Raw genomic sequence first — 24,961 nt, 5'->3', positions numbered from 1 at the left:
CCGCGCCCTTTCCATTTGCCCCTCACCGGTTTCGATTTCTAGAATCGCCAATCGCAATCCGTAGTCGTAATCCTCAGTCGCAATCCGGATTCCTTATCCTCCATCAGCCTGAATAATGGCCTCTGCCTTCAGCTTTGATGTCACCACCGGCGTCGACCTCCAGGAAGTCGACAACGCCATCAACCAGGCGCAGAAGGAGTCGAGCCAGCGCTACGACTTCAAGGACGCCAAGGTGCTGACCATCGAGTTCGCGCGCGCCGAGGGGGTCATCCGGCTGCACACCGATCACGACATGCGGATGCGCGCGCTCTTCGACATCGTGCAGTCCAAGCTGATCCGTCGCGGCGTGCCGGTGAAGAACCTCGAGATCGGCGAGAACGTCCCGGCCGGCGGCGACACGCTGAAGAAGGAGATCACGCTCAAGCAGGCGCTCGACTCCGACACGGCCAAGAAGGTCGCGGCCGCCATCAAGGACGCGAAGCTCAAGAAGGTGCAGGCCTCCATCCAGGGCGATCAGGTGCGCGTCAGCGGCCCGGACAAGGACGCCCTGCAGGCGGCCATGGCGCTGCTCCGCGGCGGCGACTACGGCGTGGAACTGAAGTTCGGGAACTACCGTTGAAGTTTTCCGTCGTCACCCTCGGCTGCGACAAGAACACCGTCGACAGCGAACGCTACGTCGCCGAGCTGCGCGCGCACGGCGGCGAGCCGGTGGAGGCGCTCGACGAGGCCGAGCTGATCGTCGTCAACACCTGCGGCTTCATTGACGCGGCCAAGAAGGAGTCGCTCGACGCCATCCTCGAGGCGGCGCAGCTCAAGGGCGACGGCGCCTGCCGCACCGTGGTGGCCGTGGGGTGCATGGTGGAGCGCCACAAGGCCGAGATGCAGGTCGCGCTGCCCGAGGTGGACCTCTTCCTTGGCGCGTCCGAGACCGACCGGCTCGCCGCGGCGCTGCACGAGCGCGGGCTGATCGGCGATCCGGAGACGCTGCATCCGGGCGTGCGCCTCTACACCGGCGACACGCCGTGGGTGCGATACCTGAAGTTGAGCGAGGGGTGCGATCACGGCTGCGCCTTCTGCGCCATCCCGCTGATGCGCGGCAAGCACCGGTCGTTCGCGCTCGACGACATCGTGCGCGAGGCGCAGCTGCTCGAGATGCAGGGGGCGCGCGAGGTCAACCTCGTGGCGCAGGACCTGGCGCACTACGGGCGCGACCGCCGCGACGGCGTGCGGCTTCCGGAAGTGCTGCGCGCGCTGGTGCGCGAGACGTCGATCCCCTGGATCCGCAACATGTACCTGTACTCGGCCGGGATCACGCCGCAGTTGCTCGAGGTCATCGCCGACGAGCCGCGCATCGTGCGCTACCTCGACATGCCCATCCAGCACGCGTCCGATGCCGTGCTCGAGAGGATGCGGCGTCCGGAACGCCAGAAGACCATCCGCGAGAAGGTCGCGCGCTTCCGCGACGCCGTCCCCGGCGTCGCGATGCGCACCACCTGCATCGTCGGCTTCCCGGGGGAGACGGAGGACGACGTGGCGCAGCTGCTCGACTTCCTCGAGGAAGTCGAGTTCGAACGCGTCGGTGTGTTTGCGTACTCGCCGCAGGAGGGGACGCACGCCGCGCAGATGACGGACGATGTGCCCGAGGACGTGAAGCGCGAGCGGCTGGAGCGCGTGCAGGAACTGCAGCGCCACATCACCGCGGGACGCTACGAGTCGCGCCTCGGCGCGCGGTCGCGTGTCCTGGTGCAGGAGTCCGCCGCGGGCGAGCATCCCGCCGCCGGTCGACTGCCGTGGCAGGCCGATGACATTGACGGCCTCACCTTTCTCGACCGTGACGTGCCGGCCGGGCGCTTCGCCGAGGTTGAGGTGCTCGAAGTGGTGGACGACTACGATTTCCGCGCCCGCGTGCACACGGTGGATGAAGCGCCCGCCCCGAAGGCGGCGGGCGGCCGGTCGCTTCCCGTGATGACGTCGAGCGTCGGGAGCTACGGCCGTTGACCCGTCGCCGGCTCGCCGCGGGCGCTGCGCTCCTGTTCATCGGCGCGTGCGTCACGACGCGACTCGGCGTTCCCATCGAAGAACCCATTCGTGTCATCGGACAGCCCGCGGCCGTGCCGGTGGATACAGTGGCAGCGCCGACGCCGCGGCCCGAGGAAGTGCCGCGCGATGAGACGCCCGACTTCCGAAACGAGGGACGGCGCGACGTGCGCGTCGCACTCGCAGTGACGACGCCGGCGCCGGGCATCGCGGCCACGGGGGCGTGGCGCCTGTTCGAGGACCGCGAGAGCGTGTTGCTGCGCGGACGGCCGGGCGAGGCGTGGACGCTCGAACGCCGGAATGACGAATTGCGCGCGGTGCGCACCGACGGCTACGCCACGGCGTGGCGGCCGGCGCCGCTCGTCCTGCGCGCCGATCGCGCCGACGATTACCTCCTCTACAATGGCAAGCGCTACCGCGGGGTCCTGCGCTTTCACGCGGCCGACGACGGCGTGGGCGTGATGGTGGTGAACGCCCTCCCCGTGGAGCAGTATCTGCGCGGCGTCGTCCCGCTCGAGATCGGCGGCCGCACCGCGGCGGAGCAGGCGGCGGTGGAAGCGCAGGCGGTGGCGGCGCGTTCGTACACGTTCGTACGGCTCGCCGCGGCCGGCGGCAGTGCGGCCCGTCACGCCAACTACGACGTGGTTGCCAGCACCGCTGACCAAGTGTACGGCGGCGCCGACGCGGAGCGTCCGTTCAGCGACGCGGCCGTCGCGAGCACCGCGGGCCTCGTCCTCAGGTACGGCGGGCGCACGGTGGATGCCCCCTATTCCGCGGCGTGCGGCGGCGAAACGGCCAGCCCCGACGAAGTCTGGCGCTCGGGAAACCAGCCCTACCTGCGCCCCGTGAGCGACCGCATACCCGGCACCCAGCGTTACTACTGCGATCCCGCACCGCGCTTCGCGTGGACGCGCACGCTCGAATCCGACGAGCTCGACGCGGCGCTGCGCCAGTACCTGCGCAACTACACGAGTGTGCCCAATGGCGGACCGGGGCATGCCACGCGGGTGTCCGTCGAAACGCGCACCGTGACCGGCCGCGTCGGGCTGCTGCGTATCGAAACGGATGGCGGGCGGTACGCGGTTCGGGGCAATGACGTGCGCTACGTCCTTCGCGCCCCCGGTAGCGAGATACTGAACAGCACCTATTTTTCCGTCGAGTCGGAGACTGGTCCGGGTGGCGCGTTGCGGCGGCTCGTCATTCGCGGCAACGGCTGGGGGCACGGCATCGGGATGTGCCAGTGGGGGGCCATCGGCCGCGCGCGCGCCGGACAGGACTTCCGCACGATTCTCCGCACCTACTATCCGGGCACGGAGCTCGGTCCCGCGAGCTGATGTCACACCCTATGCTTCCCTTCGCCTCTCGACTGCGGTCGCTCGTCATCGCCATCCTGGCCGTGGCCGCGGCCTCCACGACGGTGCACGCCCAACTCGACGTGCCGCGCGGCGACACCGCGTCGGCGCGTCGCGTGACGGTCTCCCTGCTGACGTTCGGGCAGGGGACGCCCGTCTTCGAACGTTTCGGGCATAACGCCATCCGCATCGCCGACCCGCTCAGCGGGCTCGATGTGGCATGGAACTGGGGGATGTTCTCCTTCGACGAGCCCAACTTCCTGGGGCGCTTTCTCAGCGGCGACACACGCTACTGGGTGGCGGGCTACGAGACGGTGCCGCTCCTCGCCTACTATCAGGAGAACGACCGCCATACGGTGGAGCAGGTGCTCAACCTCAGTGGGGCGCAGAAGCTGGAATTGCTCCGCTTCGTGCGCTGGAATGAACGCGACGAGAACAAGTACTATCGCTACGACTACTTCCTCGACAATTGCTCCACGCGGGTCCGCGACGCGCTCGACCGCGTGCTTGGCGGTGCCCTCAAGCGGGCCTGGGCCGATTCGCTGAGCGACCATTCGTTCCGCGGGGAGGCCCTGCGCCTGACGGAAGGGACGCCCGTCAGCCGGCTGGGCATCGACATCGCCCTCGGGCCGCGCGCCGACAAGCGCATGACGGCATGGGAGGAGATGTACGTCCCGATGCGCCTGCGCGATCGCCTGCGTGGCATTGAGGTGCCCGGGCCCGACGGGAAGCCGGAGAAGCTGGTCGCGAGCGAGCGCGTGGTCTTCACGGCCATGCGCGATCCCGAAGCGCCGGCGCCGCAGACGTTCCCGGGCATCTACATCGCGGTCGCGCTCGGCTCGCTCGTGCCGCTGGCGCTGCTCGGCGGCATCGCCTTCCTGAGCGCGCTCCGCGGGCGATGGCCAACGGCGCAGCGCGTTGCGCGCGTCGCGATCGCCGCGATCGCCGCGCTCTGGTACGTCGCGACGGGATTTGCCGGCACCGCCGTGCTCTTCATGGAGATCTTCTCCAAGCACACGTTCTGGTTCGGCAACTGGAACGTGCTGCTGCTCAGTCCGCTGGCGCTCGTCGCCGCCTGGTTCGTGCCACGCGCGATAGCGAACGGCCGCGGGGCGCGCGTGGCACGGTGGATCGGCGGGCTGTGCGGAGCCAGCGCCCTGATCGCGCTCGTCGTCTCGATGGCGGGGGCGACGGGGCAGTCCACCGGCGCCGTGACGATGACGTTCGCGCCGACGATGATGTACCTCGCGCTGCTCGTGCCGGCGCTCACGCTCCTCCGGCCCGAATCCGCGTGACCTTCGCCGTCGGCATCGACGTCGGCGGCACCTTCACCGACCTCGCGGCGATCGGCGCCGACGGCATCGTCGTCACCCGCAAGGTGCTCAGCACACCCGCCGATCAGAGCGAGGGCGTGGCAGCCGCGCTCGATGCCTTCGCCGCGCCGCCGGGCGGCATCGCGCGCATCGCGCACGGCACCACGGTTGTCACCAACCTGCTGCTCGAGCGCCGCGGGGCGCGCGTCGTGCTGTGCGCCACCGAAGGGGCCACCGACCTGCTCGAGCTGCGACGACAGGAGCGCGCGTCGTTGTACGACCTCTCCGCGGCGCACCCGACGCCGCTGGTGACGCCCGATGACGTGGTGGCGGTGCGCGAGCGCCGCGAGCCGGAGGGCGTGCGGGTCGCGCTCACGGAGGCCGAGATCGCACGGGTGGCCCGCGAGGTGGCGGCGCGGGCGCCGCAGGTCGTGGTGATCTCGCTGCTCCACGCCTACGCCGACGGCGCGCACGAACTGCGTCTGGCGTCGGCCATCAGTGCGGTGCTCCCCAGCGCCGACGTCGTCTGCGCGCATCAGGTGCTGCCGGAGATTCGCGAATACGAGCGCACCGCGACCGCCGTGGCCGAGGGCTACGCCCGGCCGGCGGTCGCGAAGTATCTCGCGCGGCTCGGCGAGACCGTCGGACAGCGCGGTCATCCCGCCCCGAGCGTCATGACGTCGGGTGGCGGCATGCGAACCGCATCGGAAGCCGCGCGCGCCGCCTCGTCACTCGCACTCTCCGGTCCCGCGGGCGGTGTGGTAGGCGCGGCCGCCGTGCTGCGCGCGGCGGGCTTTGATCGCGCCCTCACCATCGACATCGGCGGCACGAGTGCCGATGCCGGCCTCATCCTCGATGGCGAGCCGCTCGTCGAATCGGGAGGCGACGTCGCCGGCGTCCCCATCGCGCTGCCGCGCGTGCTCGTGGACACCGTCTCGGCGGGCGGCGGTTCCATCGGATGGATTGACGACGGCGGGGCGCTTCGCGTCGGCCCGCGGAGCGCGGGGGCGATGCCCGGGCCCGCCGCCTTCGGGCGCGGCGGCAGCCAGCCCACGGTCACCGATGCGAACCTCGTGCTGGCGCGCATCGCGCCGCATCCGATGAGTGGCGGTGTGACGCTCGATGCGAACGCGTCGCAACGCGTGGTCAGCGCGCTCGCCGAGCGACTTGGCGCGACCACGGAACGTACCGCCCAGGCGATGCTCAACATTGCCGATGCCGAAATGGCGCGCGCCCTGCGGCGCGTCAGTGTGGACCGCGGCGTCGATCCTCGCAGTTGCGTGCTGATGGCCTTCGGCGGCGGCGGCCCGTTGCACGCCTGCGCGCTCGCCGACCTGATTGGCTCCACCCGCGTGCTCGTGCCACCCCACGCCGGCGTCCTCAGCGCGCTTGGATTGGCGATGGCGCCCGAGCGGCGCGAGGCGGCCACCAGCGTGATGCAGCGCACCACGACGCTTGACGCGGCCCGGGTGCGCGCGCTCGCCGACGTGCTCGCGGCGCAGGTGGATGGCGCGGTGCGCGCGTGGATCGCGCGCACGCGCTACGTGGGGCAGGGGTATGAGCTCGATGTCCCCTTCGCCCCCGGCGAGGACGGCGCGACGATCGCGGCCCGCTTCACCGAGCGGCACCAGTCGCGATACGGCTTTGTGCTCGACCGCGCCGTCGAGGTCGTCGCGATGCGCCACACCGCGAGTTCGCAGGCAGAGTCCGTGAGCTTTGCGCGCCACGGTGCGCCGACGTGGAACGCGAGCGCGCTCGTGGACGACGGTTCCCCGTGCGACGCCGTCGTTGCCGGTGAAGCGGTCATCACGCTCCCCGACGCGACGCTCTATGTGGCGCCGGGGTGGACGGCGCGCGCCCTTGCCGTCGGCGGCTGGCTGATGGAGCGTGGTCAATGAGCGGCTTCGATCCGCTGGCCATTCGCGTCTTCGCGTCGAGCGTCGCGATGATCGCCGAGGAGATGGGCGCCGTGCTCACGCGCGGGTCGCTGTCGCCCAACATCCGCGAGCGCCGCGATGCGTCGTGCGCGCTGTTCGACGCCGCCGGGCGGATGATCGCGCAGGCGGCGCACATTCCGGTGCACCTCGGCGCGATGCCCGAGGCGGTGCGCGCCGTGCGCGAGCGCGGGCCGGCCGCCGGCGATGTCTGGCTGCTCAACGATCCGTATCACGGCGGATCGCACCTGCCCGACCTCACGATGGTCGAGGCGATCGAGGACGGCGGCGGCATCGCCGGCTACGCGGCGGTGCGCGCGCATCACGCCGACGTCGGCGGGATGAGCCCCGGATCGATGCCATTCGGCGCCACCGAGCTGGTGCAGGAGGGGATCGTGCTGCCGCCCGTCCGGCTCGCGCCGCTGGGGGTGCTCGACGAGTCGCTTCTTGCGCTGGTGCTCGCCAACGTGCGCACGCCGGGCGAGCGGCGCGGCGATCTGGCCGCCCAGCAGTCGGCCTGCCACGCGGGAGCGGCGGGGTGGCGCGCCCTGCGCGCCCGCGAGGGCGTGACGCACGTCGAGACGGGGGCGTCGGCCCTGCTCGACTACGCCGAACGCCGCGCCGTGGCGCGCCTGCGCGAGCTCGGCGACCTCGACGCCGAGGCGGAGGACTTCCTCGAGGGCGACGGCGTCACCGATGCGCTCGTGCCGGTGCGCGTGAAGCTGCGCGTGCGCGATGGTCGCCTGACGCTCGACTTCCACGGCACGAGCCCGCGCGTGCGCGGCAACATCAATTGTCCGGTGGCGGTCACGCGCGCCGCGGCGCTCTTCGTGCTGCGCTCGCTCCTGGATGACGACGTGCCGACGAATGACGGCATTGCGCGCCCCATCGAGATCATCACGCCCGACGATTGCTTCATTGCCGCACGCTGGCCGAGCGCCGTGGCGGCGGGGAACGTGGAAACGTCGCAGCGCATCACCGACCTGCTCTTCGCCGCGCTCGCAAATGCCGGCGTGCCGGCTCCCGCGCAGGGGCAGGGGACGATGAACAACGTCACCTTTGGCGGCGATGGCTGGACGTTCTACGAGACGCTCGGCGGCGGCCAGGGGGCCAGCCATCGCGGACCCGGGCCGAGCGCCGTGCACGTGGGGATGAGCAACACGCGCAACACGCCCATCGAGTCGCTTGAGCAGGCGTATCCCATCCGTATCGACACCTACGCGGTGCGTCGCGGGTCGGGCGGACGCGGGGCGAAGGCCGGCGGCGATGGCGTCGTGCGCCGCTATCGCGTGCTCGAGCGCTGCACGGTGACGCTGCTCACCGAGCGGCGAATGCGCGCGCCGCGCGGGTCGCACGGGGGCGGGGACGGCGCCCCCGGCCATAACCTGCTGAACGGCGCGTCGCTCCCCGCCAAGTGCCGGCGCGAACTGCAGCCGGGCGACGTGCTGACGATCGAGACACCGGGTGGCGGGGGGTACGGCGATTGAGGATCGGGATTCCGGATTCCGATCGAGGATGGCGAATCCGGATCGCGATTGGCGAAGTAGGACGCAGATAGCGGACCGCTGACGTTGTTGGCAGTTTTCGATCCTCCCTCACTCCCCGCCATGAAGAAAGTTCTGCTCGCCCTCCTGGGCCTCGTCGCGCTGTGCGTTGTTGTCGTGGTCGCGAACACGGCCCGCCATTCGGCCACCGCCGAGTCCAGGGCGGTAGCGCCGGTTACGGTGGCCGTCGATTCCGCGGGCGCGATCGCGCGGCTCGCCACGGCCGTGCAGTTCCAGACCATCAGCTATGAAGAGGGGACGCGCGCTCCCGACAGTGCCGCGTTTCGCGCGCTGCACGAACATCTGCGCACCAGCTTCCCGCTGGTGCATCAGCACCTGACGCGGGAGACCGTCGCCGGCCTCGCGCTGCTGTACACCTGGAAAGGGAGCGACACGACGCTCGCCCCGGTGGTGCTGATGGGACATCTGGACGTGGTCCCCGTCATTCCGGGAACCGAAGCGGCGTGGACGCAGCCGCCATTCTCCGGCGCCGTGGCCGATGGGTTCATCTGGGGACGCGGCACGCTCGACGACAAGGTTTCCGTGCTCGCCGTGCTCGAAGGCGCCGAAGGCGCGTTGCGCGCCGGCTTCCAGCCCAAGCGCACCATCTACTTCGCGTTCGGCCATGACGAGGAAGTCGGTGGGAGCGGGGCGCGCGCACTCAAGGCCGAGCTGATCAAGCGCGGCATCAAGGCGCCGGCGCTCGTGCTGGACGAGGGTGGCGCCATCATGCCCGGTGCGGTCGTCGGCGCCAAGGGGACCGTGGCGCTCATCGGCGCCTCGGAGAAGGGATTTCTCTCGCTGCAACTGACGGTGAAGGGCACCGGAGGGCACTCCTCCACGCCGCCGGCACATACCGCCATCGGTCGCTTGGCCACGGCCATCACCCGCCTGGAGCAGTCACCCTTCCCGCTGGTGCTGGATGGCCCAAGCCGGCAGATGATGGAACGCCTGCAGCCCGCCATGCCCTACGCCGCCCGGATGGCAATGAGCAACCTGTGGCTCTTCGGTCCGATGGTGGTGAAGGGAATGGCGGCCAAGCCCGCCGGCGCCGCGATGCTGCGCACCACAACCGCCGTCACGATCGTCAGCGGCGGGGTGAAGGCCAACGTCCTGCCCATCGCGGCCAGGGCGACCGTCAATTTCCGCATTCGCCCCGGCGAGACGATCGCCAGCGTGACGGAGCGCGTGCGGCAGGTGATCGCCGACTCCGGCGTCGCCATCGAGGCGGTGGGATTCCGCACCGAGCCGTCGCCGGTGAGTGACGCCAGCGGGCTCGGCTTCAAGGTGGTGGAACGCTCGCTGCGCGAGATCTTCTCCGAGCCGGACCTCATCGTGACGCCGTACCTTGTCACCGGCGGCACCGACGCCCGAAACTGGTCCGACGTCAGCAGCCAGACGTTTCGCTTTCTCGCCGCGCCGATGACGGCCGACGCCCTCACGCGGGCGCATGGCACCAACGAGCGCGTCGCGCTCGGCGGCTACCTCAGCGCGGTGCGCTTCTACGAGCGCCTGCTGCGGAACACCGACGGGCTGTAGGCGAGCATCACGAGACCGGCGCCGGTAAGTCGGCGCCCGTAAGTCGGCGCCGATAGGTCGGCGCCGATGGTCGGCGCCGGTGGGCCGAAGTCAGTAGGCCGGCGTCAGCAGGCCCGCGTCAGTAGGCCGGGTGCGACTGGCTCGCCCGCCGCTTGGCCTCGCTCAAGTAGCCCGGGGCGACGTCGAGCAAGTTGGCGAGCTTGCGCAGCAGCATCGACTCGCTGTCGTCCACGCGTCCGTCGGACAGGATCACGCCGTACATCACCTCGGCCAGCACCACGCGCTGGCCCACGTCGAGGTGATCGCAGATCATCTGCGTGAACTGGAAGTGATCCACCGCCTTTCGGCGCACGTCTTCTGCCATCGTCAGGAGTTCGTGCACGCTGGGGACGTCGAGATTGAAATGTCGGCTCAGCGCTGATTCCACGGCCGACCGCTCCGGCGGCGTGAGTTCGCCGTCGGCGTAGGCCAGGTCCAGCAGCAGCGCGGTGGCTGCCAGCTGAATTTCGTCGTGCGGAGATTCGGCCGGGGTGCGCCGAATCTCCACCGACCGCCGCTGGCGGATGAAGTGGCGGAGGGAGTCCAGCATCTCACAGTCTGGACGATCAAGCCGTCCCGAAAGTCTCGGCGGCGGACTCCGAAGGGGCGGGGCCTACTTGTGCGACAGCGTCCAGACGTACGCGGCCACGGCCTGCACCTGCGCGTCGTTGAGGTTCATCGGGCCGCCACGGCCGCGCATGGCAAACCGGTGCGCAGGGTCCTTGATGGCCGTCTGCGGCACGCCTTCGGTAATGATTTTCACGATCTCGTCGTAGCTCCCCGTCTTGAGCTGCAGCCACCTCTTGCCGTCCAAAGCGGGGGCGTTCTGCGCGCCGACGCCGCCCTTGCCGTGGCACCGCTGGCAGGCGCCGGTATTGAAGAGCGAATCGCCGAGCGCGACGCTCACGGGTGTGACCTGGGGCGGACGGCGCACGCCGCCCGGATGGCAGGCGGCCACGGCCGCGAGGCCGGCGGCGAGCAGGGAGACGACGGTCGGGCGGAGACGCATGGGGGGCTCACGGTGAGGGGACTGGAGACGTCGGCACACGCCGACTGATGGCCGAAACTATACGTTTGGCATGGGGCCGTTCGTTAGCCCTGGCAACTTTCCCCGGAAGAAGTGGGTTTAGCCACCATCGCCAACCGCATCGCCTCAATGAACTCCGCCGCCCGCCGCGCCTGGGTGAATCTCGCCTCAGTGCTCGCGACCATCACCGTGAACGCCCTCGCGAACATCATTCCGTTCAACGGGCAGAACACGGGGCAGGTCTCCGACCGGTTCAAGGTCTACTTCGTCCCAAACGGCTACGTCTTCGCCATCTGGGGTGTCATCTATCTCGCCTGGTTGCTCTTCTGCATCTACCAGCTGCTTCCGGCGAACCGTGACAAGCCCCGCTTCGCCGCCCTCGGATACTGGTTCGCGCTGAGCGGCGTGTTCAACTCCTTGTGGCTGGTCTGCTGGCACTACAACCAGTTCACGCTGAGCCTCGTCGTGATGTTCGCCCTGCTCACCACGCTGATCGTCAGCTACCGACGGCTGGGCGTAGGCCGCACGCCGAGCGGCGCCATGGAGCGGTGGTGCGTGGATGCGCCGTTCGGCCTCTACCTCGGGTGGATATCCGTCGCGACTATCGCCAACGCCGCCGACGTGCTCTGGCTCAACAACTGGAGCGGATGGGGACTGTCGCCCCAGCTCTGGACGGCAATCATGCTGGCCGTGGCCACGCTGCGTGCGGTCGTCATCGTCTGGCGGCGGCACGACGTGCTCTTCCCGCTGGTGTTCGTGTGGGCCTTCGTCGGCATTGCCGACCGGCAGAGCGGGCCGGCCGCCCTGCCGCACCCGGAACTGGTGGTGAACGCCGCGCTGGCGGCAGCGGCGGTGTCGCTGCTGCTGGCACTCACGGCGGTTGGGCTGCGGGTGCGCGCGGCGCGCTAGCGACACTCAGGCGCCGGCGATCTCCGGTGCCTGTGCGAAGTCGAGGGCAAGCACCGAGCAGACGGGGTCGCTCGCCCGCTGCGGGAGCGTGACGACCACGCCCTGGTCCACGCGGCGCGCCGTGAGCGTGTCGCGCGGTGCGCCGCCGAGCATTCGTGCGCGTTGCGGCAGCGTGCGCAGCCCGGGGAGCAGCACCTCCCGCGATGACGGCCACTCGAAGAAGAAGCAATTGAACCGCCGCGCCCCGCGCGTGACGCGGAAGGCCAGGCCGTCGAAGGGCGACGCCTGCGTGCCGTGGATCGCCTCGCCGTGTGTCTTCATCCAGCGCGCGATGCCCTCGAGTCGCTCGACGCTCTCGGCCGGCACCGAACCGTCGCCCTTGGGGCCGACGTTCAGCAGCAGGTTGCCGCCCTTGGACGCCGTCTCGGTGAGCAGGCCGACGAGCGCCGGGACCGACTTCCAATTGTTGTCCGCGCGATTGTAGCCCCAGTTGTTGTTCATCGTGATGCACGACTCCCAGTCAACGCCGGGGAGCCCGCGATCCGGGACCTTCTGCTCGGGCGTGCCGAAGTCGCCCAGCTTCGGCCGGGTGAGCTTGGCCTCGAGCCCGTTGGCCGGCTGGCCGACCACCCGGCTGTTGATGAGCGTGCGCGGGCTCAGCCGAAGCACGTGTTCGGCGAGCGCCTCGCCGCGCGCGTAGGTCCAGGTCTCGCCCTCCCACTCCCCGTCGAACCACATCACGCCAATGTCACCGTACCAGGTGAGTAGTTCTTCCACCTGCGCGTGCAGGTACTGCACGTAGCGGTCGAACGACGCGCCGGCGGCGGGCCGCGCGGACTTCTCCCAGTCGCGGCGCGGCAGGTAGTCGGGATGGTGCCAGTCCATGATGGAGTGGTACCAGCACGGCACGACGCCGTGGCGCCGGCAGGCGTCGGCAACGGCGCGCATGATGTCGCGCTGGTACGGCGTGTGCGCGACGTTGAACGCGCCCTGCTTCGATGGCCAGAGCGAGAAACCGTCGTGGTGCTTGGTGGTGATCACCAGGTACTTCATCCCCGCGGCGGCGGCGAGCGCGGCCATGCGGTCGGCGTCGAAGGCGGTCGGGTTGAATCGCTGGAGGAACGTATCGTACTGCTCGATCGGGATCCGCGCGTTGTTGCGGATCCACTCGCCGTAGTCGGTGCGCCCATTCCACTCGCCGGCCAGCGTCGAGTAGAGGCCGAAGTGGACGAACATTCCGAACCGCGCCTCGCGCCACCACTGCATCCGGTCGGGTGCACTCCACGGCGCGGACAGGGCGGGGGCGAGGGCGGGGGAGAGGGCGCGCGCCAACGTTGGCGCCGCGAGCGAGACGAGCGCGGCCTGCGTACCGGCGCAGATGAAATCGCGGCGATTGATCATGGTGGCAGAAGGTTACGACAGGCCGGATCGTCTGGCGAGAGGAGAAGCACCGCGCGGAACGGGGAGGGGGTAGAGGCGCCGCGAGGTGGGACGAGACGTGGAACGGGGAGGGAGATCATCGCCTCCCCGTTCCGAGCCGTTCACCCCCGCTTAAGGAATCGCGCGCTTCCTTGACACAGTTCCCGCGCCGCCGACAATCTTAGGCCCATTGTAGAACCCCTCCGCTGACGGAGCGCCCCCTGCCGACCACCTGCTCGAAATGCGGTGCCCCGACTGCCGCCGACGCGATCTTCTGCAGTCGGTGCGGGCTGAACTTCACGCTCGAACAGTCGGCGATCCGCGCGACGCCCGCGGTGGACGCCGAGGGAGCAGCGAGCGCGGCTGGCGCCTACGACACCCTGACACGGCTGAACGCCGCGCTCGCGGGCCGCTACTCGCTGGAGCGCGAACTCGGGCGCGGCGGCATGGCGACGGTCTACCTCGCCAAGGACCTGCGGCACGACCGCGAAGTCGCCATCAAGGTGCTCCTGCCGGAACTCTCCGCGTCCATCGGCGCCGACCGCTTCGAGCGCGAGATCAAGCTCGCCGCCAAGCTGCAGCATCCGCACATCCTCGGGCTCTTCGACTCCGGGGTCGCCGAAGGGTTGATGTTCTACGTGATGCCCTTCGTGAAGGGCGAGTCGCTGCGCGATCGCATTGACCGCGAGGGACAGCTCCCGATCGAGGACGCGCTCCGCATCACGTTCGAGGTTGCCGACGCGCTGGGCTACGCCCACACCCAGGGGATCGTGCACCGCGACGTGAAACCGGAGAACATCCTCCTGCAGGGCGACTACGCCCTCGTCGCCGACTTCGGCATCGCCCGCGCGGTCAGCGAGGCGGGGGCGGCCAAGCTGACGCAGACGGGCATGGCGATGGGGACGCCGGTCTACATGGCGCCCGAGCAGTCGGTGGGCGAAGTGGTCGGTCCCACGGCCGACCTGTACAGTCTCGGCTGCATGCTCTACGAGATGCTCGCCGGCGAGCCGCCCTTCACGGGGAAGAACGCGGTGGCGATCATGGCGCGGCACGCGATGGAACAGGTGCCGAGCATTCGCATCGTGCGTTCCACCGTCCCCGAGGAAGTCGAAGAGGCCATCTTCCGGGTGATGGCGAAGGTGCCGGCCGATCGTCCGCAAACGGCCGCCGCGTTCAGCGAACTGATGGGCGCGCCGCTTGGCGCCACGTCCACCATGCGGGCGCGCGCCACGGCGCAGTTCCGCCGGCCGACGCCGATGGCGGGTGTGCCGGCGGTTCCGGCGCGCGCGAAGTGGCAGATCCCCGTCGGCGTGGCCGCGCTGCTGCTCATCGTGGCCGGCGGCGCCTTCGGCATCTGGAGCACCTTCAGCGGACGCCGCGTCAGCGTCGAAGGGCCGGAGGCCCGACGGCTCGCGGTGCTCTACTTCCAGGACCTGAGCCGCGACTCGTCGCTCGGGCCGCTCGCCGATGGACTCACCGAAGAGCTGATCCGCACGCTCTCCACGTCGTCAAGCCTCACCGTGATTTCGCGCACCGGTGTCGAGCGCTTCCGCGGCGGCGCCGTGCCGCCCGACAGCATCTCCCGGTTGCTGCGCGTGGGGTATCTCGTGCGCGGCGATGTGGAACCCGATGGCGACAAGGTGCGCGTGAGCGTGCGCCTCGACGACGGCAGCGGCGTGAACCTCAAGCGCGCGTCGTTCACGGGCTCGGCCGCCAACCAGCTCGCGTTGCGCGACACGATCGCCGTCGTCGCGTCGGACCTGATCCGGCAGCAGTTGGGGGCAGAACTGAACCTCAAGGAACAGAGCTTCCGCACCGCGAGCAAGGACGCCTGGTTGCTTCTCCAGCGTGGCGAGCAGGCGTGGAAGTCGGCCGAGGCGGCGCTCGGGCGTGGCGAGGCGCCGGCGGTCGAGACGCAGTTCCATGCCGCCGACTCGCTCTTCGCGCTCGCGTGGAAGGCCGACCCGAAGTGGCCCGAGCCCGAGACGCGGCGGGCGGCCCTGGCGTATCGCCGCGCACGGCTCGCCGGACGCGACGCCGTCGCGATCGCCAAGTGGGTGACGGTCGGCGTCGCGCACGCTGACAGCGCGATCTCGCTCGACAAGGACAATGCGGACGCCCTCGAGGCGCGCGGGTTCAACCTGTACTTCGGCTGGATCTCGGGCATCGAGTCGGACGCGGCCAGGAAGGCCGCGTCGCTCGCCGCGGCGCGGGCCGACCTCGAGCGCGCCACGACGCTCAATCCACGGCAGGCGGGGGCGTTCGCGATGCTCGCGTCGCTCTACTATCAGGTGGAGGACGCGTCGCTGTCGGATGTGCTGATCGCCGCCACGCGCGCGTACGAGGGCGACGAGTTCCTGTCGAACGCCAACGTCGTGCTCAATCGCCTCATCATGGCGAACTACGACCTCGGCCAGTTCGACAAGGCGGGGCAGTGGTGCGCCACGGCGCGCCAGCGCTTCCCCAAGGAGATGCGCTTCACCCGCTGCCGCCTGTACCTGCTCACGACGCGCGCCGAGCCGCCCAATATTGCGGCGGCGTGGGCCATCTCCGACTCGGCCGTGGCGCTGGCGGCGCCCGCCGCCCAGCCACTTGAGCGGCTGACCGCCAATATGCTCGTGGCCGCGGTCATCGCCCGCGCCGCCAAGGCGGGCCAGCCGGCCCTGGCCGACAGCGCCCGACACCTGGTGCGCGCTTCGCTGGGTGACCCGCAGATCGACGGGTTGCGCGAGCTCGCCTACTATGGCTCGTTCGTCCACGCCATCCTGGGCGACAACGACGACGCCATCCGGCTGCTGAAGGAGTATCTGGCCGCCAACCCGCAGCGGCTGCAGTCGATGCGGAACGACCCGGGGTGGTGGTTCAAGGACCTCGAACGCGAACCCCGCTTCCGCCAGCTCCTCGGCCAGCAGTAGGGGGATTCCGTAGGCAAAACCGGAGCAGGGTGCCCTACGCCTGGTCTGCTCTCCGTGCGCCCCACCCTTGGCCCGGTCTCAGCGCGCTAACCCTTGGCCCGCTCTCAAAGCGCCTAAAGTGGTAAGGGATATACCTTATATAGGGTTGCTATTGCCTTACGCGCCTGTAGGACATATTGTCTACGCTCGTTAGGCATTTGCCCTATACGCGGGACACCCCGTCCGTAGGGCATGCCCAATGCGAACGAAGCTGTCGGCCTTCGGGTCCCCGAACGGCCGCATTCGTCCACTTGGTTCCCTGAGGCACCATGCGTCGAACGTCGCTTCTGAGCGTCGCTTTCCTTGGCGTGGCCGCGCTGATCGCCGCCTGCGGTGAGTCGAATCCCGCCGGCACCCACGCGCTCGCTGAGTCGCCCATCGGCCAGCGGCGTGGCGCTCCCGTCCTGACGGCGGGTGAGTGCACCACCCTTTCGAATCTCTTCGCGCTCGCCGACAGCGCGTTCGGCGCCGGCTCCCCCGACGCCAACTCGGCCAAGGGCAAGATCAGCAATCTCCAGCACCAGCTGGACATTGGTGACAGCGCGGCGTTGATCAGCCAGGCGTACAACATCGTCAGCTTCACGCTGAAGAAGAACAGCCAGAGCCCGTTGCCCGGCGGCTCGGCGGTCATCGTGCGTTTCGTGAACGCGGTGTTCTGCTACGCCGGACTCGCGATGTCGATCACGGATCCGGCCAACAGCTTCCTGATCTATCCGAGCGATCTGCCGCAGACGCTCATCGGCGGCGACAGCCTGGCCGGCATCAAGCTCGACTCGTTCCCGGTGTCCGAGCCGACGCTCATCACCGTGGCGCCCATTCCGTTCACGCAGACCAGCCCTGGCAGCGGACCGCTGGACACCAAGCTCGACCAGTATCCGGGCTACTACTACTTCGAGAAGTTCTCGGCGACCGGCGCCCCGCTCACGCGGCCCGCCGTCGTCGCCGTCTGCCCAGCGACGAGCGTGTCGGCGGCCGTGCGCGGCCGCCTTCGGCTTGGTCATGACGCCAGCTACGGCTTCGAGCTGACGCCGCCCGCCGACGGTGGTTTCCTCACCTGTCCGCCGCCGGCGATCGCTACGGTCAGCGCGGTGGTGCAGCAGGTGCGGTCCACTCTCAACCTGCGCCGGGTGAAGTCGCTCGACACCTTTGGCTCCGGCGGCGTGGGCGGCACCGTCACCGAACTCAGCCCCTTCGGCACCGTGGACGCTACGCTGTCGTTCTCCTCGGGTGGCGTGGGTGGCACGGTGACCGAACTGATTCGGACGAAGCTCCGCAGCGCCGTGGAATCCGCGGTGGCCGCCACGCCGTGCAGCGCGATGGAGGCCCCGGTCGGGACTCCGCTGCCGGCCAACTGCCGCCCGAATGTGCTGGTGAAGACGCGTCTCGGCACGCGCATGGTCAATGTGCCGGTGCAATGGAGCGTGGAGTCAGGCGGCGGCGTCGCGTCGGCGCAGGACGCCGCGCAGAACTGCCTCGCGGGCCAGACGACGTCGTACACGTCGCTCACCGGCCGCGCGGCGGCATGCTGGACCTTGGGAGTCGTCCCGGGCCCCAACACCGTGCGTGCCACGCCCGGTGTCGGCGGCGACATCCCGTCCGGCGCGAGCTTCGACACCACGTCGATTCTCTTCACCGCCACGGCCAATGCGCCGACGTCGTTCACCTTCCTCGCGCAGCCCACGGGCACGATCACCGCGGGGAGCGCGTTCAGCGTCACCGCGGCGGCGGTGGACCACAATGGCGTCATCGCGCAGGGCTGGAACGGCGCCGTGACGCTGACGCTCAATCATGGAACGTTCGCGGGTGGCGTGACGTCGCTGACGGCCACCGCCGTCAATGGCGTGGCATCGTTCACCGGCGTCTCGATCACCGCGGCGGGGACCGACTATCGCGTGCAGGCGAGTGCCGACTTCTTCGGCAACGCCGTCACGACTTCCGGTGACGCATTCACCGTCGGCGCCGCGGCAGGCTTCGGTCTGGCGATCGTCTCCGGCAACGGGCAGACGGCGCTGGCGGGCACCACGCTCCCCGCCAACCCCACCGTCGGCGTGAATGACGTGTACGGGAACGTGGTGCCGGGGGCGACCATCAACTGGACGCCCGGCGGAAGCAGCACGGGCAGCGTCTCGCCGACGGCGTCGACGACCGGCGCCAACGGTCAGGCCGCCACGTCCTGGACCATCGGCGCCGGCGCTAATGAGCTGCGGGCAACGCTCGCGCGTGGTGTGGCGGGCGACACCGCGGTGCTCTTCACCGCAACCGGCACGACGCCGACCCTCGTCTCCCTGAACGCCTGCGCGCCGGGCGGGTCGGGTGATCCGTTCACCGACTTGACCAGCCCGTATGCATTCTGGGTTCCCGATCCGGGGGCCGGCAGCACGATGAAGCAGGTGCAGCTCTACATCTCGTCGGCGGGTAAGGCCAACGCCCCGTCACCGTATCAGCTGCGCCTCAGCATCCAGCGCGCCACGTTCGATCCGGCCGCCTCGGTGCCGGTGTTCGCGACCGCCAACGTCTTCCTCCGCGGCAGCAACAGCGAGCAGAAGATGGTGACGTTTACGCTCCCGACTCCCATTGTCGGCGCGAACGGCTCGTCAGCCAAGGCCGTCATGATGCGCCTCGAGGCAATCACCAATCCGGATGGGGCGAAGCTCAGCTTCAACACCGGGCCGTGCTCGCCGGGGAAGAACTGCAATCCGCCGCCGGGGTGCAAGGCGACCGAAGTGAGCAGCCTGCTACCGTATCCGTCGGGCACGTTCTACCGCAAGAGTGTTGGCATCAACGTGCTTGGCAACTAGCCAGGCGTCCCCCACGTGATGCCGTGAGGGGCCGGTCACCATTCGGTGGCCGGCCCCTCACGTCTTGTTGACCCGCCGTCGAAGCCGTCGTCATCACGGAGCCCGGAAATCACGGAGAACTCCGTGTCCTCAGTGTCTCCGTGATGCCGAAGCCATCCGGCGTCGCACCGAAGCTAGCGTTTGCCCGCGTCGAGGTCGTTCCAGTTCAGGATCGTGTTGAACCCGAGCGAGTACGTCCCCTGCGTCTGCCAGCGCCAGAACGGCCGGATGGCAAACATCACCACGTGCCCCTTGCCGATGGGCGAGTCCACGAGCTGCGCGCGTCCGCTGAGCGACTGACCGTTCACCAGCGAGCCCGACAGCAGCATGTCGTCGGCATTCGTCGGGAACGACAGGATCACGCGCGGCCGCTCGCCCACGCTCGCGGCAAAGCCGCCAAATCCGCCAGCGCCGGTACCAGCGCCCGCGCCCGCACCGCGCCCGCCGCGTCCTGCCCCTTCACTCGCGGCTGGCGCCGCCGCCGCCGCCGACTGCTCCCACGGCGACAGCTTCGGCTGGTTGGGCGTGGCCATCGGCGTCACGTTCTGGCTCTGCGACGAGCCACGGCCAAAGCCGCCGAAGCCGCCCGCGCCTCCCGGGGCCGCGTTCAGCACCGGCGCGGTGCTGAAGTAGACCGGGATCTGGGTACCCGCATACCCGTAGGTGATGGGGCTCTTCTTGTCGGCGATAATGCCGCGCATGATCGAGCCGCGCACGAACAGGTCGCTCGGCGTCTCCACCGTCACGCCCGGCGTCAGGTTGTACTCGGGGAAGATCGTCGAGGTGGCGCCCTCGGTGATGAGCGTGCCGCCCTCCTGCACGAACTTGTACAGGTTCATCAGCCCATCGAGCCCCATCCCGCCGCGGATGTCGTCGCTCTCGTCGGGCGTGCCCAGGTTCGGCGTGTCCTTGGACTTCTTGTAGGGGAGGGGCTGCGTGCCGGTGTTCGCGATGCCGGCGACCATCGACTGCGGCGTGCCGCCCACGTGCGGGAAGACGATCACGTCATACTTGGCGCGCAGGTTGGACTCGGCGCGCAGCTTCTGGTCGGCAAAGTAGGTGTACGGCACGCCGTACGTGTCGAGCGCGGCGCGCACCCACCCCTCGTCCTGCGTGCGCGTCCAGCTGTGCACGTAGCCGATGCGCGGCAAGTCGAGGTCGTGTGACTTCACCGTCGGCGCCGTCGCGACGGCCACGGCGCTCAGCCCCAGCGTCTTCAGCTGCGGCTCGAGCCTGGCGCGGTCGGCGTTGGCGATGATGAACGACCCGGCCATGAACTTCTGCCCGCCCGCCTCGAAGTCCTCCTCGGCGGCCGCCATCTTCACGTCGGCGTTCTTGAAGCGGAAGGAAACCAGGTTGTTGTCGCTCGTCGCGGCGACGATCAGCGTGCTCCCGGTCCCCTCGACGCCGCCCGCCGCGACCACCTTGCCGCTGACCGGCGTCATCGGCGCGCCGAGGATCGCCTTGTCGGCCACCGGCGTGATGACGAGGTCGCGCATCAGCTGGAACGTCCACCCCGTGTCGTCGTACGGCGACGGGTTGGCGGCCGAGAAGGCCTGCAGCGAGAAGTACATGTCGGCGAGCGTGCGGTACGGCTGGTCCGCGCGGATGATGTAGTCGCCCGGCTTGACGTCCACGCTCCCCGCCTTGAAGGCTGACGTGGCGCGGTGGAACTCGAGCCCCTGCGTCATCAGGTCATTCACCGCATCAGCCGCGTCGGCCTTCTTGTGCTGTCCGGCGGGAATCACCCAGGCGAAGGTCGGGCCGTTCGTGCCCTTGTCCACCGAGCGCTTGTTCTTGAGCCAGTAGTTCTCCAGGAAGTGCGCGCGGTTCTTGGCCACGTGCGAGAGCGACAGCAGCATCGCCGATTCCTGGATGTTGGTGTTGTTGCGCGGCCCCCAGTTGATGACCGGGAGCGGCGGGTTCGGGCGGAACCACTCGCGGCTGGTCGTCGTCGCCGGCGGGCGCACCACGTAGTTGTCCGGGCCGTAGCTCTGCACTTCGTAGAAGCGGCCGGTCGCGTTGTGCGCGTGAGCCACGTAGAAGAGGTAGTTCGGCGTCCAGCCGTCGTAGAACCCGTAGGTCCACACGCCCGGCACGTTGCGCTTGGCCATCTCCTGCACCTCGTTGATGGCGAGGTCCCACCACTCATTCACCGTGATGGCGTCGACCTGCTCGTTGTACGGGCCGCTGCCGGTGGAGGCGTAGAGGTACGTCACCGACTCGTGCAGGTCGTGCATGATGGTGGGCGTCCACTGGAGGAAGAACTTCGTGGTGTTCTTCGTGATGGCCAGCAGCTGCCCCATGCCGTCGCGGTTGTTGTCGTGCTGCACGTACTTGCCCCAGTACATCAGCGGGAGGCGCGCCTCGCCGGCCGCGCGCTTCTTGTTGAAGTAGTACGTGTCCACCTGCTTCTCGCGCCCGTCCACCTCGAGCACCGGCGTGATGAAGGTGATGACGTTCTTGCGGATGTCCTGGTAGAACTCGCCCTCGTCGACAACCAGGCGGTACGCGAGTTCCATCAGCATCTCCGGGCCGCCGTTCTCGGGCGAGTGCAGCCCCGACGTGATCCAGTAGATGGGCTTGGCGCTCTTGATCAGCCGCTGGGCCTCCGCCTCGCCCGTCTTCCGCGGGTCGGTGAGCTGCTTCAGCATCCCCTTGTACTGGTCGAGATTGGCGATCGTCCCCGCGTCGGCCACGGCGAAGAGCACCATGTCGCGCCCTTCCTCCGTCTTGCCGATCGTCCAGAACCTCGCGCGCCCGTTCGACGCCTTGGCCACCGCCTCGAGATAGCGGTAGATGTCCCTGGCATACGTCAGCTCGCCGGGCGTCCCGACGATGCGGCCGAGGAACGTGAGCGGCGTCGGCACCTTGCTCGAGGCCGGCAGGTGATCCACGAACTCCGTGGAGATGCGGGCATCCTGCAGGTGCTCCTTGATCTTCTTGGTGTACTCCTGGTCGACCGGCTGCTGCGCGCCAGCCAGCTGCGTTGCGAGCAGCAGGGCGGGGGCGAGGAGGAGACGAGAAAGGCGGGACATGCGTGCCCTCTGGGTGGGAGTGGGTCCGGTTAGCATACGCAACGCTGGGGGAAAGCGCTTGCGGAACGAGGAGGGGGTAGAGGCTCAGCGAGGGGGGACGGGAGGCGGAACGAGGAGGGAGTTCCCCGGCGCGCCCGGCGAACTCCCTTCTCGTTCCACATCTCCTTGCCCCTCGCTGAGCCTCTACCCCCTCCTCGTTCCGCCGCGGGTTACCCGGTCGGTGTCAACCGTCTCCCCGCCCCCGAGCGTCTCCCCTCCGCCGGCTGCACCGCATCGAACACCTTGGCCTCGATGAACGCGGCGAGCAGGGCCGCGTCCACGTGCCCGTGCCGGGCCTCGTCGTGCAGGATGTCCAGCGCGCGCTCGTTCGGCACGGCGCGCTTGTACGGACGGTCGGTGGCGGTGAGCGCGTCGTAGATGTCGCTGATGGTCATCATCCGCGTCTGCACCGGGATGTCGGCGGCCGCGACGCCGCGCGGATAGCCGGTGCCGTCCAGCTTCTCGTGGTGCCCCCACGCGATGAGCGGGATCCCCTTCAGTTCGCGCGTCCACGGGATCTGGTCGAGGAAGCGGTACGTGTGCGTCACGTGGCTCTCGATCTCGCGGCGCTCGCGCTCGTCGAGGTTGCCGCGGTTGATCATCAGGTAGCGCAGCTCGTCGTCGCTCAGCAGCGGCTTCTCGGTGCCGTCGAAGTCCACGAACAGCCGTTCGTTGATCTCGCTCAGCTCCTCGAACGTCCCCTCGGGGAGGATCGTCGGCTCGTTCGCCCGCACGATGGCGTCGAGGTAGCGCTGCAGCTCGTCGCGCGCCTCGCCGCGCGAGCGCTCCAGCTTCAGCAGCGCGTCGTCGTAGTTCGTGCGCCCGTGCTCCCACAGGTACTGCGCCCGCTCGCGCTCGTATTGCAGGTCGGCGCGCTGCAGCAGGAACTGGAACCGGTGCCGGATGATCGCGAGGTCCGACGGGTAGAGCTTCTTCTGCTTCACCAGCACCTGCTCGCGCACCCCGACCTTGCCGAAGTCGTGCAGCAGCGAGGCGTAGCGCAGCTCGCGCATCTCCTCGCGCGAGAAGCGCACGTGGCCGTACGGGCCGCTGTCCACGCGGTCCACGGCGCCGGCGAGTCCGGTGGTGTAGACGGCGACGCGGGACGAATGGCCCGACGTGGTGGGATCGCGGCTCTCGATCGCCGTCACCGACGCCATCACGAACCCCTCGAAGAGCCGCTCGATATCCTCGTACAGCCGCCCGTTCTCGATGGCCACGGCGGCCTGCGACGCGAGCGCGCTCACCAGCGCCACCGCGTTGGCGTCGAACGGGAGCACCTCGCGTTCCACGTCGGCAGCCGCCGCCAGCCGCGCCGCGGCGTGCCGCTTGCGGTTGATCAGCTGCAGCACGCCCACGATCTCGTCGCGATGCGTGCGCATGGGGATGGTCACCATCGACTTGGTGCGATAGCCGAACTTCTCGTCGAATGACCGGTTGAACTGGAAGCGGTCGCCCGGGCCCAGCGCGTAGGCGTCGTCGAAGGTGATCGCGTCGCCCGACACCGCCGCCGCGCCGGCGATGGACGTCGCGTTCAGCGGAATGGTGAACTCGCTGAACGGCAGGTCGGGGACGGTGGAGTTCTGCGAGAGCTTGAAGCGCAGCACGGCGCCGTCGCCTCCCCGTTCCACCAGGTACAACGAACCCGCATCCGCGCTCGACAGCCGCCGCGCCTGCTCGAGGATCAGCGTCAGCAGCGTCGGCAGGTCGCGTTCCGTGGACAGCGCCACGCCAATGCGCGTGAGTTCCGCGATCTCGCCGGCGCGCGCGGCCGCTTGCGCGGCCTCACGCCGCGCCGCCACGAGCGCCGCGGCGTGGCGCACGGCGCCCTGGAGCGCCGTGCGCGCGTGCGCCGGCGGGGCATCCTCCGCGACGAAGGCACAGAGTGCGTCGGCGGGAAGCGAGGCGTCGGGTTCCAGTGCGCCCGCCGCGCCGATGCCGATTAGGGCCGCTTGAGCGTCGAGCGCGGCGACGGCCGCGCGATCGGCCGCGAGCGCCGCGTCGAGCAGCACCACCACGGGCTGCTCGGCGGGCAGGTCGCCGCCGGCGGGCAGCGACGTCACACGGCGCACGGCGAACCCCGGATCGGTGCCCAGGGTGGGGAAGGCCGCGTAGCTGCGGCCAGTCGAGGCGAGGATCAGCGGCGTCGTGGTCACGGCAGGGGAGGGGACGAGAACGCCGGCACCCGGAGCGAACCGGGCGCCGGCGTTCAAATGTGGGGAGCCGCCAACGCCCCCGCTACCGGCCTACTGCAGCTTCTTCAGCTCGGTCTGCGCCTTCTCGAACTGCGGGAACTTGTCGAGCGACTTCTGGAAGAGCGACACCGCTTCCGACTTGTTGCCAGCGTCCTTCGCGGCGAGCCCCTTGCTGTAGAGCGCGATGGCCTCGTAAGGCACCTTCTTCGCGGCGTCCTTGCGGGCCTCGCCCACGCGCGCCGGGATGTCCGGCAGCTTGGCGCCCGTGTTGATCTTCGCGGCCAGCTGGACGACGAGTTCCATGAAATTGTCGATCTTGCCGTCCACGACGCCCGTCGGGCCGCCGGCCGCCGGGAAGACGATCAGGCTCGTCTCCGTGTTGAAGACGCGCGCGGTGAAGCGCATGCGGCCGGTGCGGTCGGTCACGAAGCCGCCGGTCACCATGTAGTGCGCGCCGACGAGCTTGCCCACCTTCACGGCAGACTCGTTGTCGACCTTCCCGTCGGTGCCCAGCTTCTGCTCCTCGAGCACCTTCTGGATCTGGTCGCGCTCGACCACGCGAATGTTGGGGTTGGCCGCGAGCTCGCCGATCAGCATGTCGGCGATCCCCTTCGACAGGGGCTGCAGCTCGGCGTTGGCGCTGCCGATGGCGCTGTTGTTGAAGTACAGCACCGCCACCGTCGGCTTGCTGCCGCCCTGGGCGGCGACGAGCGACGGCACGGCGAACGCCAGCACGGCGAGCAGGGCAAACATCTTCGAGAACTTCATGGGGTCCTCCTCGTGGG

General features: G+C 69.4%; 16 protein-coding genes. 10 read left to right on the top strand and 6 right to left on the bottom strand.

The window, feature by feature from the left end:
- Positions 1-115: 115 nt before the first annotated feature.
- The 7 genes from VGJ96_02800 to VGJ96_02770 all read left to right on the top strand — a co-directional run bounded on the left by VGJ96_02800 (position 116) and on the right by VGJ96_02770 (position 9,719).
- Positions 116-619, top strand: coding sequence for a YajQ family cyclic di-GMP-binding protein (locus VGJ96_02800; GenBank protein HEY3286029.1), 504 nt, complete (start codon positions 116-118; stop codon positions 617-619).
- Positions 616-1,998, top strand: a complete 1,383-nt coding sequence (gene rimO / locus VGJ96_02795; protein HEY3286028.1) for a 30S ribosomal protein S12 methylthiotransferase RimO — start codon at positions 616-618, stop codon at positions 1,996-1,998. Before VGJ96_02800 ends, rimO begins: the two co-directional genes overlap by 4 nt.
- Positions 1,995-3,371: a SpoIID/LytB domain-containing protein gene (locus VGJ96_02790; protein ID HEY3286027.1), complete on the top strand. Its 1,377-nt coding sequence runs from the start codon at positions 1,995-1,997 to the stop codon at positions 3,369-3,371. The genes rimO and VGJ96_02790 overlap by 4 nt, the downstream gene beginning before the upstream one ends.
- Positions 3,371-4,684, top strand: a complete 1,314-nt coding sequence (locus VGJ96_02785; protein HEY3286026.1) for a DUF4105 domain-containing protein — start codon at positions 3,371-3,373, stop codon at positions 4,682-4,684. Before VGJ96_02790 ends, VGJ96_02785 begins: the two co-directional genes overlap by 1 nt.
- A complete protein-coding gene (locus VGJ96_02780) occupies positions 4,681-6,600 on the top strand; it encodes a hydantoinase/oxoprolinase family protein (protein ID HEY3286025.1) in 1,920 nt (639 codons plus the stop codon). The genes VGJ96_02785 and VGJ96_02780 overlap by 4 nt, the downstream gene beginning before the upstream one ends.
- Positions 6,597-8,123, top strand: a complete 1,527-nt coding sequence (locus VGJ96_02775) for a hydantoinase B/oxoprolinase family protein (protein ID HEY3286024.1) — start codon at positions 6,597-6,599, stop codon at positions 8,121-8,123. Before VGJ96_02780 ends, VGJ96_02775 begins: the two co-directional genes overlap by 4 nt.
- 120 nt (positions 8,124-8,243) lie before the next feature.
- Entirely contained in the window at positions 8,244-9,719 is a 1,476-nt protein-coding gene (locus VGJ96_02770) for a M20 family peptidase (GenBank protein HEY3286023.1), read from the top strand.
- Between the two features lie 118 nt (positions 9,720-9,837).
- Here the strand turns inward: VGJ96_02770 and VGJ96_02765 are convergent, their stop codons facing one another.
- The gene (locus VGJ96_02765; protein ID HEY3286022.1) at positions 9,838-10,308 is read right to left on the bottom strand and encodes a TerB family tellurite resistance protein; all 471 of its coding nucleotides are present in this window, start codon (positions 10,306-10,308) and stop codon (positions 9,838-9,840) included.
- A 63-nt stretch (positions 10,309-10,371) separates the two neighbouring features.
- A complete protein-coding gene (locus VGJ96_02760; GenBank protein HEY3286021.1) occupies positions 10,372-10,767 on the bottom strand; it encodes a cytochrome c in 396 nt (131 codons plus the stop codon).
- 147 nt (positions 10,768-10,914) lie between these two features.
- On the opposite strand from VGJ96_02760, the gene VGJ96_02755 reads away from it, so the two are divergent.
- Positions 10,915-11,694: a hypothetical protein gene (locus VGJ96_02755; protein HEY3286020.1), complete on the top strand. Its 780-nt coding sequence runs from the start codon at positions 10,915-10,917 to the stop codon at positions 11,692-11,694.
- A gap of 6 nt (positions 11,695-11,700) precedes the next feature.
- Here VGJ96_02755 and VGJ96_02750 read toward each other — a convergent pair whose 3' ends face one another.
- Complete coding sequence (locus VGJ96_02750) at positions 11,701-13,095, bottom strand: alpha-L-fucosidase (GenBank protein HEY3286019.1); 1,395 nt, start codon at positions 13,093-13,095, stop codon at positions 11,701-11,703.
- Between the two features lie 353 nt (positions 13,096-13,448).
- Between VGJ96_02750 and VGJ96_02745 the strand changes: the two genes are divergently transcribed.
- Both VGJ96_02745 and VGJ96_02740 read left to right on the top strand, forming a co-directional pair.
- Positions 13,449-16,028 carry a serine/threonine-protein kinase gene (locus VGJ96_02745; GenBank protein HEY3286018.1) on the top strand — a complete coding sequence of 860 codons (2,580 nt, stop codon included), beginning with the start codon at positions 13,449-13,451 and terminating at the stop codon, positions 16,026-16,028.
- Between the two features lie 308 nt (positions 16,029-16,336).
- Positions 16,337-18,865 carry a hypothetical protein gene (locus tag VGJ96_02740; GenBank protein ID HEY3286017.1) on the top strand — a complete coding sequence of 843 codons (2,529 nt, stop codon included), beginning with the start codon at positions 16,337-16,339 and terminating at the stop codon, positions 18,863-18,865.
- 173 nt (positions 18,866-19,038) lie between these two features.
- On the opposite strand, the gene VGJ96_02735 is transcribed toward VGJ96_02740, so the two are convergent.
- The 3 genes from VGJ96_02735 to VGJ96_02725 all read right to left on the bottom strand — a co-directional run bounded on the left by VGJ96_02735 (position 19,039) and on the right by VGJ96_02725 (position 24,944).
- On the bottom strand, positions 19,039-21,942 hold the full coding sequence (locus VGJ96_02735; protein HEY3286016.1) for a M14 family zinc carboxypeptidase: 2,904 nt from the start codon (positions 21,940-21,942) through the stop codon (positions 19,039-19,041).
- Between the two features lie 209 nt (positions 21,943-22,151).
- Positions 22,152-24,137, bottom strand: coding sequence for an HD domain-containing phosphohydrolase (locus tag VGJ96_02730; protein ID HEY3286015.1), 1,986 nt, complete (start codon positions 24,135-24,137; stop codon positions 22,152-22,154).
- Between the two features lie 90 nt (positions 24,138-24,227).
- Positions 24,228-24,944 carry a CsgG/HfaB family protein gene (locus VGJ96_02725; protein HEY3286014.1) on the bottom strand — a complete coding sequence of 239 codons (717 nt, stop codon included), beginning with the start codon at positions 24,942-24,944 and terminating at the stop codon, positions 24,228-24,230.
- Positions 24,945-24,961: the final 17 nt, after the last annotated feature.

The sequence above is a fragment of the Gemmatimonadaceae bacterium genome, from assembly GCA_036504815.1.
Lineage (GTDB): Bacteria > Gemmatimonadota > Gemmatimonadetes > Gemmatimonadales > Gemmatimonadaceae > PNKL01.
The sequence above is the reverse complement of the archived record's forward strand: the minus strand, read 5'-3'. Positions and strand labels throughout refer to the sequence as shown.